Annotated in this window: 9 protein-coding genes; 3 read left to right on the top strand and 6 right to left on the bottom strand. The window is 52.4% G+C overall.

The features are described from left to right. Positions 1 to 32 precede the first annotated feature (32 nt). From NYE33_RS11645 to yidC, 3 genes are all read left to right on the top strand, one after another. Complete coding sequence (locus NYE33_RS11645; protein ID WP_341065887.1) at positions 33 to 464, top strand: hypothetical protein; 432 nt, start codon at positions 33 to 35, stop codon at positions 462 to 464. Between the two features lie 143 nt (positions 465 to 607). After that, positions 608 to 1,468: an AraC family transcriptional regulator gene (locus tag NYE33_RS11640; RefSeq protein ID WP_341065884.1), complete on the top strand. Its 861-nt coding sequence runs from the start codon at positions 608 to 610 to the stop codon at positions 1,466 to 1,468. 411 nt (positions 1,469 to 1,879) lie between these two features. Further along, positions 1,880 to 2,722, top strand: coding sequence for a membrane protein insertase YidC (yidC, locus tag NYE33_RS11635; RefSeq protein WP_336103169.1), 843 nt, complete (start codon positions 1,880 to 1,882; stop codon positions 2,720 to 2,722). A 180-nt stretch (positions 2,723 to 2,902) separates the two neighbouring features. On the opposite strand, the gene NYE33_RS11630 is transcribed toward yidC, so the two are convergent. The 6 genes from NYE33_RS11630 to NYE33_RS11605 all read right to left on the bottom strand — a co-directional run bounded on the left by NYE33_RS11630 (position 2,903) and on the right by NYE33_RS11605 (position 13,673). Beyond that, on the bottom strand, positions 2,903 to 6,676 hold the full coding sequence (locus NYE33_RS11630) for an Ig-like domain-containing protein (protein WP_341065881.1): 3,774 nt from the start codon (positions 6,674 to 6,676) through the stop codon (positions 2,903 to 2,905). A 127-nt stretch (positions 6,677 to 6,803) separates the two neighbouring features. Beyond that, positions 6,804 to 8,357, bottom strand: a complete 1,554-nt coding sequence (locus NYE33_RS11625) for an ABC transporter substrate-binding protein (RefSeq protein WP_042139565.1) — start codon at positions 8,355 to 8,357, stop codon at positions 6,804 to 6,806. Positions 8,358 to 8,395: 38 nt separating this feature from the next. Beyond that, positions 8,396 to 9,280: a carbohydrate ABC transporter permease gene (locus tag NYE33_RS11620; protein ID WP_341065878.1), complete on the bottom strand. Its 885-nt coding sequence runs from the start codon at positions 9,278 to 9,280 to the stop codon at positions 8,396 to 8,398. Positions 9,281 to 9,295: 15 nt separating this feature from the next. Then, positions 9,296 to 10,282, bottom strand: coding sequence for an ABC transporter permease (locus NYE33_RS11615; RefSeq protein ID WP_042139566.1), 987 nt, complete (start codon positions 10,280 to 10,282; stop codon positions 9,296 to 9,298). Positions 10,283 to 10,528: 246 nt separating this feature from the next. After that, positions 10,529 to 12,838: a helix-turn-helix domain-containing protein gene (locus NYE33_RS11610; RefSeq protein ID WP_341065876.1), complete on the bottom strand. Its 2,310-nt coding sequence runs from the start codon at positions 12,836 to 12,838 to the stop codon at positions 10,529 to 10,531. A 58-nt stretch (positions 12,839 to 12,896) separates the two neighbouring features. Further along, the gene (locus NYE33_RS11605) at positions 12,897 to 13,673 is read right to left on the bottom strand and encodes a GDSL-type esterase/lipase family protein (RefSeq protein WP_052422062.1); all 777 of its coding nucleotides are present in this window, start codon (positions 13,671 to 13,673) and stop codon (positions 12,897 to 12,899) included. Positions 13,674 to 13,749 lie beyond the last annotated feature (76 nt).

Raw genomic sequence — 13,749 nt, 5'->3', positions numbered from 1 at the left:
TACAGAGTCCTGCCGGTTTGTGCTCCTCTAGAATGAATGCTGCCGGTGGATACTGTTACAATCCTGCAAGAAATACAACATTCTCCTCATCAAATCAGCCCAAATCCGGAATTGTTGCAGAAAATGCAGCAATTCCCCTCCTCCAAGCGGCTCAGCGGGACAATTCCTGTATTTCATACAACAATTCTCCCGAACGCCCAGGTATCCGGGAACCAAAGCTGTATTACTTACAACATTTTAGGAATGGAGGATGGGATTTTCACAGTTGCCCTGCCAAAGAGCCATGGATTGGCTGGTTGTTTGGTTCGTTGCTTGGTTCGTTGCTTGGTTCGTTGCTTGGTTCGTTGCTTGGCTGGTTGCTTGGTTCGTTGCTTACTTGCTTGGTTGCTTGGTTCGTTCGTTTTTTGCTTACTTGGTTCGTTCGTTGGTTCGTTGCTTGGTTCGTTGCTTACTTGCTTGGTTAGTCGGTTGCTTGCTTGGCGATTGTAGTCTTATAAGTGTGGCCGAAATCGCAGTTTTTTTTTAGCAGCCTTCTATTTATACTGAAGTTAGCAGTAATGGAATTAATAGCAGTGAACTATGGTTGATAAGGGAGCGTCGTATGAGCATGGACAGGAACAGGAACGATCATCCGCCCGAGGGAATGGACCCCGGTTTGTTTATGTACAAATATAAATATATTGACGGGGAATCCCTCTATTTTCATGCGCATAGGGGAATTGAAATCCTGTACATTTACAGCGGCTGCGGTGAGATCATGGTGGAGAATCAGACCTACCCTATTGAGGATCATACACTGGTCTTGTTTCAGCCCTATCAGCTGCACCGTGTAATGGTTCCTCCGGCAGAAGGCCGTTCCTATATCCGGACCAATCTGACCTTTGATCCTGGTTTCATGGACCATTATCTTTCCGCGTTCCCTATCCTGGGGCAATTCTTCTGGAACCTGTGGAGGGGCAGCCTGCGGCAGCCGGTATTCTACGGAATGAATGACACCCGTATTCCCGAGGTGCTGGAAGAGCTGCATCAGTGCACCAAGCACGCTGCTGCCGGCCAGGAGGAGAACACAGGTCTGCTTATGCTTCAGCTTATCCGGCTGTTTCAGACCCGGCTGCCTGATGTCCTGTCCAATCTCCTCCATTCACGCGGCAGCTCACATGTCCAGCGGATTACCGAATGGCTGGATGAACATTACAAGGAGCCGTTCAGCCTTGAGGCGCTGGCCGCCAGCCTGCATCTGTCTCCCTACCATATTTCGCATGTATTCAAACAATATGCCGGCATCACACTGTCCGAATATCTGATGCAGCGGCGTGTCAGAGAAGCCTGTATCCTGCTCGCCAACACCAGCCAATCTATCGGGGAAATCGCGGTAGAAGTAGGCAATCTGTCCCCGTCTTATTTCAGCCAGATGTTCAAGAAGAATAAAGGAATCTCCCCGGAGAAATACAGGAACAGCATCTATTGAATCTGTAACGCGGTGAACCGCTTTTAAGGTTTTAAGCTAACAGGCAGGTTAATGAAACCACACAGTTCTTCGAATCGTATAACCATTATTCAAATTTTCCCAATACGGCTCATACGGAGGTGAACTTGACTGGAGCATTTTTATGACTTGGTTCAATTGGCATTCTCAATTGCGCTCATCTCTTCCTTAGTGTTAATTCCATTCACCCATTTTTCTTTACAAGAGGTACACTGTGGTCATGAAACACTTGCTGCAGCCGGTTCAACCTGGTATGTGGCTGTCAGACTGTCTCAACCGAACAGCATTCAGAAGTGGATAGTTCGTACCGTCAGACGAAGAGAAGCACCTGATGATGAAGACCATAGTCCTTCCCCACATTGATATTCATACTTTCAATTAGGGAGGACAACGATGAAAAAGATTATGTTGCTACAAAAATGGGCCAAGCCCATTCTCGTCATGTTGATTGGAGTTATTCCGGTCATTGTGCTCAGCGGGTGTTCGGCAGCATCCCAATCCAACCCGATTAATGCCGGTTCACCAGGAATATTTAACCATTTTTTTATTTATCCATTTTCGATCTTGATTAAATTTTTCGCGGATACCTTTCACGGAGACTACGGATTAGCGATCGTGCTGATGACATTCATCATCAGACTTGCGATCCTGCCGCTCATGATGAATCAAACCAAGAAACAAATGGTTATGAAAGAAAAGATGGCCGTCCTCCAGCCGGAATTAACTGCACTTAAGGAGAAGTATAAGAACGATGTCAGTACGGATGCCAAAAAACAAGAGCAAACCGAGATGATGCAGCTCTACCAGAAGCATCAATTCAATCCCTTAAACATGGGGTGTTTACCGATGCTTCTCCAATGGCCGATCACTCTCGCATTTTATTATGCCATTCGCCGTACCCCGGAGATTGCCGCTCACGATTTTCTGTGGTTTAACTTGGGGACAACAGATATGATTTTGCCGCTGATTGCCGCTGCGGTGTATTACGTTCAGTTCCGTGTGTCTCAATCTGTTTCAGCACAGCCTCAGCAGAATCAGAATAGCCAAATGGCTTTTATCGGATTGTTATCACCGGTCATGATGGGTTTATCTTCTTTTGCTATGCCCGCCGCGTTGCCGTTATATTGGGCAGTAGGCGGTATATTTATTATCGTGCAAACAGTGATACTCAATAAAATGTACACGAAGCCAAATGCAGCGGGTAAAAATCTGCCTGCCAGTGTAGAAGATTTATAAGATTTCAACCAGTCATAGAACAATACTAAATACAAGGCATCTGAGGCGCGGCCTCAGATGCTCTTTTTTGTTGGCGGCTTGTTAACGTGGGAACATAAACACTCCTCTTAGATTCCCAGCCTGCTCAACTGTAAAAGCGCCCTTCCCGCAGGAAGAGCGCCCTCGAAGCTTAGATTAGTTTTATGGCAAGACCGAGAAAATAATATCATCGAACAGCATATAAGCGAAGCCGCTGGTATAGAAGCCGACCTTGCCGGACGGGCGGTGCCCCGGATCGCTGCCGGAGAGCCTTAGCGAGCCGTCCACAGATACGGCGATATCTCCGTCCCGGGCCGTCACCTTCACATCATACTCCGTATCCGGCAGCAGGTCATGTCCAGGCAGGACCGTCTCGGTCAGCTTCTGCCAGGCTGTGTCATACAGGATCCAGGCGGAGGTTCCGTCTGCCCGGGTACGGTAGCCGATCCGGGTGGAGCCGGAGCTGTCCTGGCGGTCGAAGATGTACAGGATGCCGTTATCCGGCATCACAAGCGGCGTCTTCAGCTTGAACTCCAGCTGATAAGAAGTGAAGCTGCGGTCGAGCAGGCCGGTAGCACCGTTCAGCAGTTTATAGCGGCGGTTCCCGTCCGGATCAGCGGCGATGCTGCGGTTGGGATCTACCGGCCAGCCGTTGCCCCCGTTCTCAAAGTCTGTCTCATGCATGATGCTCGAGACGGTTACTGTAATGTCCGTCTTAATGAGCGGATTTACCGTTGACACAGCCGAGATAAGGGTTTCCCCTTCGTATACGGCGTGGACCACGCCCGTGCTATCCACCGCGGCCACCGCCGGATTGGCCGACTGCCAGGTTACGCCTGTATCCGGCGTATCAGCAGGATCAAAGGATAGCTGCAACTGCCGCTGTTCCCCTGCGGCAATACGCACCTTGCTCTCCGCCGGAATGATTCCGGCCAGCGTAGTCGTAAGTGCCTTGAACTGAATGTCATCGAAATGCATCTGGCTGACATTGCTGACATAGAAGCCGACTTTTCCTGCCGCGTTATGCCCCGGATCATTGCCCTTCAGGCGGAAGGCTCCATCCAGATAGACGCTGATGTCGCCCCCCTTCACCAGCATCTTAACCGCATACTCCGTATTCGGCTGCAGATCATGTCCCGGCAGCTTAACCTCCTTCAGCACCGTCCAGGCCGAATTGTACAGCAGCCAGGCGGAGCTTCCGTCCGCCCGCGTCTTGTAGCCGATCCGGCTGGAGCCGCTGCCGGCCTGGCGGTCGAAAATATACAGGGTTACATTATCCCCCATAATCTCCGGCGTCTTCAGCCTGAAGCTCAGCTCGTAATCGGAGAAGGACTTGGGACTGAGCGCTGAGGCTCCGTTCAGAATCTTGTACCAGCGGTTTGGCCCAATCTTCTCAATGCTGCGGTTCGCATCCTGCAGCCAGCCGTTCGCACCGGATTCGAAATCCGTGAAGTCCATCACGCCGTCCCCTGCCTCCACGTGAACCGTAACCGTGGCAGTCAGCAGCGGATTCTCCGCCGAGGCTACCGTAATGACCGTGCTGCCGACCGCCTGGCCGGTTACAATTCCTGCCGTATCCACAGCTGCGATACCGGGATCGGCCGAAGTGAAGGTCAGGACGGGATGATCCGCGTTCCAAGGAAGCACCGCCGTGCGCAGCTTCAGCGTTTTCCAGCGGTCCACGGTAACTTCGCTGTCATAGACGGCTACCCCCTGTACAGGATAGCTGTCCGTGCCTGCTGTCGTGCCAGCTTTGCCAGTAACGCCGATGTCGTTAAACGGAATGTCAGGGAATCCGGGAATGACATCGAAGACATCCGCATCCGGCCGCAGCGACAGATCGCCCCCCGCCAGGTCGGTGAAGCCGGGATCTGCTGCGCTCACCCAGTTATTGGCGTACTGCACAAGCCCAAATTTGTCATACGCCCCGTACACATTGGTCGTTACGCTGCGCGGCAGCGACGGATTGTAGACCACATTCCCCTGGAACGTATTGGTGTCGGGATAATACCGGTTCTCCGTGAAGAAATCCGCCAGCTCGGGATACTTCGTCAGATACGGGGTTCCGGTGAAATTATTGTTAGCCGCAAACAGCGCCTGCCACTTCGGCATGTAGTTCAGCGGCACCTGATCATCCGGCTCATCGCCCAGGAACATATCCGCATAATCATAAGGAATTTTGCTGTCGATAAAAATATTGTTGCGGGTCAGGATATGCGCGCCGCCGTTGTTTTTAATAGCCGAATTGCCCATCTTGTAAAAAATATTCTCGTCGATAGTCAATCCCATCGTGAAATTGTCGGGATATACCCCCTCCACTCCGGCCTTGCTCTCGCCGATGTTATGAAAGTAATTGCGCCTGATGACCGTGCCGCGCTCATGGGGCTGCTCGCCGGCATTCATGTAGATCGCGCCGAGATCCGAGAAAGTGGTGCATACATCATAGATCTCGTTATACTCCACGGTATGATCATTGCCGAAGATCAGCACGCCCGGATGGGGCGCATCATGCAGCTCATTGTGCGACATGCGGTTGCCGACGCCGGACAGCAGCACCCCGGGATTGTAGGCTTTATGATAGTAGGCAAAATCATGAATATGCGAATTCTCCACCACATTATTCCCTGGCGCAAGCGTCGTTTTGTTGCCGCCTGTCAGCGTGACGGCGGTGCCGCCGATATGGTGAATATGGGTGCTGATAATGGCGTGGTCCGTTCCCGGTGCCCCTTCAAAATTGTTGTAATAGAACCGGCTCTGTGTGTTAACCAGTACCCCGCTGTTGGTGAAATTGCGGATCTCGCTGTTCAGAATACGCATTTGGCTGCCGCCCATGAACACTGCAGCAGAATCGCGGCCATTCTCAAGCACAAGCTCGGAGAAGTCAATATACGAAGCATTGAGCGCGTTAATCATCGGACTCTTCAGCATCGTCACTTCAATATCCGGGTTATCCGCTGCAAACTCGGCGTTCGGCAGGAAATACAGCTTGCCCGCCTGGCGGTCGATGTAATATTCGCCCGGCATATCGATTTCCTCCAGCAGATTTTGCGCAAAATGGAAATCAGGGTACCAGTTTTTGAAGATGCCGCTCATTTCCCCGTAACGGAGGGTGATGCTTCGGGCAGCCGTGTCAATGGAAGCAATCTTGTTATACGACCACTCCCAGCTGTAGCCGAAGATCCCGTCCAGCCAGATATCGTCTGCCTGGGTCCAGTACTGGGGCCGGTCATACGTATAGGTGAAGGTGCCGCCGCGCGTATGCACCTCCCCGTCCGGGTCCTTCCTTGTCGGACCGGGATCAAGGATTTCATCCATCTGAACGGTGCTCTCATTGGGCCAGCGGGCCAGCGTCATGCCCTGTCCGGCCACATACAGCTCCATCGGCGGCACCTCGCTCAGATCATTGGCCAAATAATAGCCATGACGGCTGAGCTGGCCGTAATCGGTGATCCCGAGCGCTGCCAGATCAGCTACCAGTACCTCACTTCTCGCCTCCGGGCTGATGATTCGGCTGAGCACCGCCGTGTCCGTAACCGGAACGAACGCTGACTTGGCCAGTTGCTCCGAACCTGACAAAGTCACGGACTCACCCGGATAAGCCGTGTAAGTGACGGGCTTGCCAGATTCGCCTGAATCCTGCTGCCGCAGCTCGAAGCTGGACGTCCGTTCATACCTTCCTTCGCGCAAATACACAGTGACGCCGCCCTCCGGCAAGCCATCCTCCGCTTTCAGCGTCCGGATGGTATCACGGGCTTTTTCCAAAGTCAGAAATGGGGCATTCTGTGTCCCATTATTGGAATCGCTTCCATTAGTGGCGACATAAATAACCGCCCCCGGAGAACCTCCCTCCGCCGATACAGTACCCGCAATCGGCGGGGCAGGATTGATCGTGAACAACATACTGGCGGCAATGGCTGCAAGCAAACGTTTTTTCACCAAGGCTCCTCTTCCTTTCCGGTTGGAATGATAACGGCTCCGCCGGTATTATATCTTGGCGAAGCCGTCCATGAGCAGCAGGTTCCTGTGATCTCCTCCAAAGGTGCAGGTATATTCTCTATGAGGCTTATTTCTTCAGGCCTTTATCCTTAAGGAATTGCTCAAATTGTTTGGTTACCTCTGCTACGTATTTCTCTTCGCCCGCTTCCTTCAGCTTACCGTATAATGCAGGCCAGGTTTCTTCGAAGTCGAGTGTTCCCGTAACCAGTCCCCGTTTATATTCACCCCAGACCGCATTCAGGTTGGCGATCTCCGTATTCACCGGCTCGGAATTGAACTTGAAGGCACCTACAGGATTGACCTCTGAATTGGAATTGATCTTTTTGGTCTCTTCCCAGACATTCTCCGGTTGCCCTTCTTTCAGATAGGAGTTGAATACGCTGCCAAAAACCCAGTCCATATTCGGCAGATAACGGGAATCCGCCTTTGCCTTGATGTAATCCCCATCGGCCTTATCATAGTGTTCACCGGCAACACCATTGCAGAGCAGATTGTACAGCTCTTTGTCGGTATTCACCAGATTAAGGAACATCATCGCACGTTCCGGATTAGGGGCCGTACGGCTGATCGACTGGTTGGTCGTAGCCGAATAGCCGTTGGAGAACCAGTCGCTAAGCGGTACAGTAATAACTTCGTTGCCGCCGTTTTTGGCCTTCACCTCAGCCTCCACACCCGGCTTGAGAGTAACGTTGAAATCGACTGCAATTTGGCCTTTGGCCAGGTAATCATTCGCTTTTTCGGTAGCGGCATCCTTGTAAATATAGCCTTCCTTATACCATTTGCTGGCCAGACGGAAATTGTCCAGCTCTTCTTCCGGATAACGCTGCAGCGTATACGTAGGATCATCCGTTTTGATATAGAAATGGTCATCCAGCCCCGGAACTACCCAATATTTGTCGTCATGGGACTGCGGATTGATGAAGGAAGTGCCGAATACGCCAAACGGAATGATGTCCGGTTCATTTTGCTTGATTTGGGCCAGGAACGGTTCGATATCCGCTATCTTCTTGATGGAAGCGGTGTCAAGTTTGTACTTGTCGGCGAAGCGCTTCTGGATGATGAAGCCGTAACGGGAGCCGTTGATCTGCTGGTTCGGGATACCGTAAATTTCCCCGTCGACCGACAGACCGTCCCACATTACCTGCGGCACATCTGCCTTAAGCTCCGGCGCATATTCATCCAGCAGGGCATCCATCGGCTGGATGGCACCTTTGCGCACCAGCTCTTCGGGCTTCAGCATGTAGCCGGTCCAGAGAATGTCGAACTTCTCGCCCGCTGCAAGCACCGTGTTCATCTTCTGCACATAGTCCCCGATCGCAACAGGCATCAGCTTCACTGTGGCATTAATCTTCGCCTTCACAAGCTTGTTGACTTCCTCCTGCACCTTCTCCTGATCGGCCTGCAGCTGCGACAGCGGATAATACCAGGTCAATTCGACCGGCTTCAGCTCGCCTGCGTTTCCTGATTCCGGAGCTGCACTTTGCGTGCTTTCCGCTCCGCTGCTTCCTTCGGTACCTTTCCCGGCATTACTGTTGCCGCCGTTATTGTTGCCTCCGCAGCCGGATAGCACCGATGCAACAAGCAATACAGATGCCAGAACTCCAAACAGCTTCTTTTTCATGTAAGTGACCTCCTGTACTTTGTACATGTAATTGTATGTTAACCCTTTAGGGAGCCAACCGTAAGCCCTTTGACGAAAAACCGCTGAAAAAACGGGAAGATCACCAGCATCGGTCCGCCGGCCAGTACGGCAATCGCCATCCGCGCCGAGCTGTTGGGGAAACTCGATAGATCGATGCCCAGCTGTCCGGTAAATTCAGAGTTCGTCGTGAGAAATTCAATGCTGTTGAGCGTCCGCACCAGCAGCAGCTGCAGCGGCACTTTGTTCGGATCGTCGATGTAGAGCATCGCGTTGAACCATTCGTTCCAATACGTGAAGGATATCAGAAGACCCAGAGTAGCCAGCGCAGGCGTCGACAGCGGCAGGATAATCTTGAAGAAAATGCGGAATTCACGCGCCCCGTCGATTTTGGCCGATTCAATGATCTCCAGCGGAATTTTGGACATGAAGCCTTTCATTACCATGATGTTGAACGGCGACAGCAGAATGGGCAGAATCAGCGCCAGCAGGCTGTCTTTCAGATGAAGATATTGCGTAATGAGAATGTAGGAAGGAACGAGCCCCCCGCTGAACAGCATGGTGAAAAATACATAGAAGGTCGTCGCCCGGTTATACCGGTAATCCTGCCGTGAGATCACGTATGCAGTCATCGCGGTCAGGAGCAGGCCGGACAGCGCGCCAATAATGGTCACCGTGAAGGTCACTCCATAGGCGCGGAGCAGAATCTCAGGAGCGTCCAGCAGATAGCGGTAGGCATCCAGACTGAAGGTTTTGGGGATAAACTGATACCCGTTTTCGGTCAACGACTTCTCATCCGTCAGCGATACGGCGATGACCAGCAGAAACGGCAGGACGACCACAATCGACAGCACCGTAAACAGCAGATTAATGAACAGCTTGGAAAATTCGAATTTCTTGCCCACTGTCAGGGCACCTCCTTACCACAGGGAATTATCAGAATCAATTTTGCGCACGATTCCGTTTGCCGTCAGCACCAGCACCAGACCTACAACCGACTGGTAAAAGCCTGTAGCCGCGGACATGCTTACATTACCGACTTCACGCAGCGCACGGTACACATAGGTATCGATGATATCCGTAGAGCCGTAGAGAAAACCTGAGTTGTTCGGGATAAAATAATGCAGGCCGAAGTCGCCGCGGAACATGTTGCCGATAGACAGGATCAGCATAATGATGATGATCGGGGCCATCAGGGGGATTGTGATTTTGAACGCCATCTGCCGTTTGGTCGCCCCGTCGATCCGCGCTGCCTCGTAATATTCGCTGTTAATGCCAATAATGCCGGCAAAATAAATCAGCGTGTTGAACCCCACCACTTTCCATAATTGAACCAGAATGAGAATCACCGGCCATGGCCCCGCATTCTGGTACCAGCTCACCGGATTCAGCCCGAAGGATTCCAGGGTGCGGTTGATAAAACCATCCGAATGGTTCAAGAAGGCATAGGCCACATAACCCACAAGTACCCAGGAAAGGAAGTGTGGCAGAAACAAGGCTGTCTGGTAGAACTTGCTCCACTTGGCCTTGATTTCGTTCATCAGAATCGCCAGCAGCAGTGCTGCCGAGGTACCTACCACAATGTAGGCGGTATTATATAGAACCGTATTACGGGTTATCCGCCACGCCGTATCCGTAGTGAATAAATAACGGAAATTATCCAGTCCCACCCACTTGCTGCCGAAGATGCCGAGATCATACCGGTAATTTTTGAAGGCGATAATCAGGCCGATCATTGGAATATACGCAAAAATCAATTTGTACAGGAGTCCCGGCAGTGAGAGCAGAAACAGCTCCCGGTTGTTCCGGAAATGGTGAAGCTCTCTTCCAATCCACGTTCTTCTGCGCGTTCCCGGCGGCGCACCTGAACTTGCTCTTTGTTCCGCTAGTGGAACCTTATTCAACATAACCAAAGCCCCTTCCTTTCCTTCCTTAGCTGCAGCTGTTTGCCTGTGTACCAGGCTTTGCATGACTAACAATAGCGTGAATCAGGCTTCGGTGTTACTGTACAATTGCAAGATTGCTGTAAAGAGGGGCTGTATTGTTGCCAGTTTCCTGTTCCGGCCGGGCGAAGCCATACGTGGCGCAGCAAAAAGCCCGCTAAATGAACATCGCTCATTTAGCGGGCCTGGCTTAAGGCTGCAGAGGCTTGTTTACTTGCTGCGGTCAATGGCGGACTTCAGGCGGTATTCCTTCGGTGTCGTTCCGTAGCGGCGTTTGAACAGGCGGTAGAAATAGCTTTCGTTGCCGAAGCCGACCTTTTCCATAATCTCCGTAACGGTCAGGTCCTTCTGCTCCAGGTACTCTTTGGCATAGGCCAGGCGGGCTGAGTTGATCTGATCCACGACTGTCGTGCCTTCCTGCGCTTTGAATACCTGTCCCAGATAGACCGAATTCATCTTGAGCATATCGGCAATCCGCTGTACATTCAGATCCGGATCCGAGTAATGCTTATCAATAATTTCCTTCACCGTTTCGGCCAGCAGCCGGTTCTTATCCGCCCGCCCGCTGCGCCGCTGCTCGGCCACCTCGCGCACAACCTCCAGAAGCACGGCCTCAATCTCATCCAGCGTCTCTTTTTCCAGAATACGCCGGTTAACGGCCTGCAGGTTGACCGATACCGGGTTGACGTTGCGGTTATTCATCTCGCCAAGCGTATTGCTTAAGGTAACCGCAAGATGAAGAACAGCCGAGAACATATTCTCATAGCTGAAGCTGCCGAGCAATTCTCTCCATTTGCGGATCGTCTGCTCTGTCTCTGCCAGATCCCCGCCCTTCAGTCCTTCTGTCAGCTGCCGTTCCAGCTCCTGCGGGATACGCAGCGATTCATTCCGCTCATTCTCCTGCAGCATTTCAGGCTCAATCACTGCTCCCTTGCCGAAGACCATCCGGTAGTTCGAGTGACGCATGGCCAAATTGTAATGCCGGGTGATGCAGCGGTAATCCGTGAACACTTCGCTCAGCGTAACCGTAAAGGTAATATGGTAGTAGTCAAAAATCGTCTGCTGAAGCTCCCGGAAGCGCTCTTCCAGCTTCGCAAGTGTCCCGGCTCCGCTGCCGGTGATGAAGACCAGATGGCCGCTTTTCATATCGGCCGCTTCACAAGTGCCTTCCAGCCGCAGCTGCTCCTGGCCGATATTGGCAATGGCAAAGTACAGCAGGGATTCCATCGGCAGCCCCGGTTCTGCCGCAAGCCCCTGCAGATTGTCGATCTGTACCAGCGCCAGCCGCAGCGGCGACGGATAGGCGATGTCTATTCCGTGCTGCTCCCTGATCTGCAGGAATGCCTGTTCATCGAGGCTCTGGCTTGACCCGATCAGGCTGCGCAGCTGGTAGAGCTTCGCAATATTCGACTGCGAGGCCCGTTCCAGCTCCAGACCCTTCAGCTTGCTGATCATCTCGGTTACATTCGCCGCAATCAGCGACAGCTCATCCTTCGCCTGCGGAGCACCGCGTACATCCTGCGGCACCAGCGTCAGCAGCTGCCCCACCGGCTTATACAGCCTTAAGGCAAAGAACACGGACAGCAGGATAGCGAGCAAAGCAACAGACAGCGTGACCGTTATCTCCGTCCATTTCATCTGCCGGACGCTACCCAGCACAACATCGTAATCCTGCATGCTGACAATCTGCCAGTTATTCAGCGCTTTGCTCAGATAAGTGACCTTGTACTTCCTGTCTCCAAATGTATAGTTAAAAGAATTAAGCGGCGCAGCCGAAGAAGCAATCCGCGGCAGCAGGTCCGCTTTGATATTAAGACCGGCCGGAAGCAGCCCGTCGGTTGAAATAAGCACCTCGCCGTCACTGTCTGTAATGAAGAGTACATCATCTTCCCGCTCCGCCACATGATTAAGCGCTTTCATGTTATCCAGCATCCAGCCCGGCTTCACCGTCAGAATCAGCACATTGTCATTAATGGAACCGAGAGTGTCCCCGTCATATATAAAGATCGCAAATACGTCTATCCCCTCATCCTTTCCGTCAAGGTCCAGCGGAATCAGCTGCAGCTTCGGCAGATCCGCCCGCGAGGCCATATAGTTCTTAAGGGAATCGTACAGGAGACTATTGTTAATTTCATGGTTAAGCGACGAGAAGAACCGGTGCTGGGCCCCATTGTAAAAGACGGCAGCATGCAGATACGGGGAAGCTGCCACACTATGGTTGAGGCGCTCAATCTTGAGAATGCTCTGCCTGTAATCCGCGCCGGACTTCAGCGCGAGCAGCTCTTCGTCATTGTACAGCGAAACCGCCAAATCCTTCACGATACCATTCATATTCTCAATATTGTAATTGATTTGGGTCAGCAGCTTGCGGTCGGCTTCGTTCTGCAGGCTGAGCACCTTGCCGCGGGCATTCGAGTTCACAAATAGCGAAGCCACAGCCAGTGTGGCAACAACAAGCATAAAGCTGAGTATAATCCGCTGTAAATATTTCCGCGAGCGGATCGTCTGCAGTACATTCATAGGTGATCTCTCCCGGCTCATAGGGTGACCTTAATATAATCCCGCGCCATTTTGCTTGTCAATCCGCTTTTCCGCGGGCCGCCTCCCCCGATTCCTCCGCACCCGGCAGCGTATCCGGCTCTGCATCGAACAAATTCCGCAGAAATGTCCGTGCGATTACCCCGTGTCCCGCTGTGTCCGGGTGGATTCCGTCGCCATAGCTATACGAGGCATTCAGTGACCGCTCCTGCCGGATATGCTCCAGCAGCGGAATGCGCAAATCCATGATGCCATCCGCAGGACATTCACCGGACAGAAGCCAGCCCGCATAACACTCCAGCACCTTGTCATAATCCTTGTAAGGAGCCAGATAGCTGAAATCAGCCGCATCCGCCGGCTGTAGCCGGCCGTTCATGGATGGAGCATCGAACGGCGGCGGTGTCATCAGCACGACAGTGGCCCCCGCTTTACGGATTTGTGTGCTCAGCCGCAGCATTCCCGCCTGATAAGCTGCGAAACGCTCTTCCGACAAGGGATGATAAATCCCGTCGTTCATTCCATAGCAGGCTACGACCACATTAGGAGACGCTGTCGCAAGCTCTCTTGCCAGCCGTTCATGGATACAGGGACGCGGAAACGGATGCGCCGCTTCGCTCAGTCCCGAGGCCGTCTCGCTGGGGACACCGCACGGGATGAGCTCCACCGCCAGATCCGGGCGGTGCTGCTTCAGCCATTCCCGGATTAAGCGGATATACAGGCCATCCGCCGTAATGCTGTCCCCGAGGAACATAATCTTGAGATTCGCGGTTTTTTTTGTCACGCTATCAATAATCGTATTAATATTTAAAGGCAGCATATCTTCCCTCCTGATCATTGCGCCATTTCCCCGGCTTGGCCTATGCCAAGCGTTTCTCCTGCAATCTAATGGTAGC

The organism is Paenibacillus sp. FSL R10-2199 (assembly GCF_038000235.1).
Classification (GTDB): Bacteria; Bacillota; Bacilli; order Paenibacillales; family Paenibacillaceae; genus Paenibacillus_AQ; species Paenibacillus_AQ phytohabitans.
Note: the sequence above shows the minus strand (reverse complement) of the source record. Positions and strands in the feature narration are given on the sequence as shown.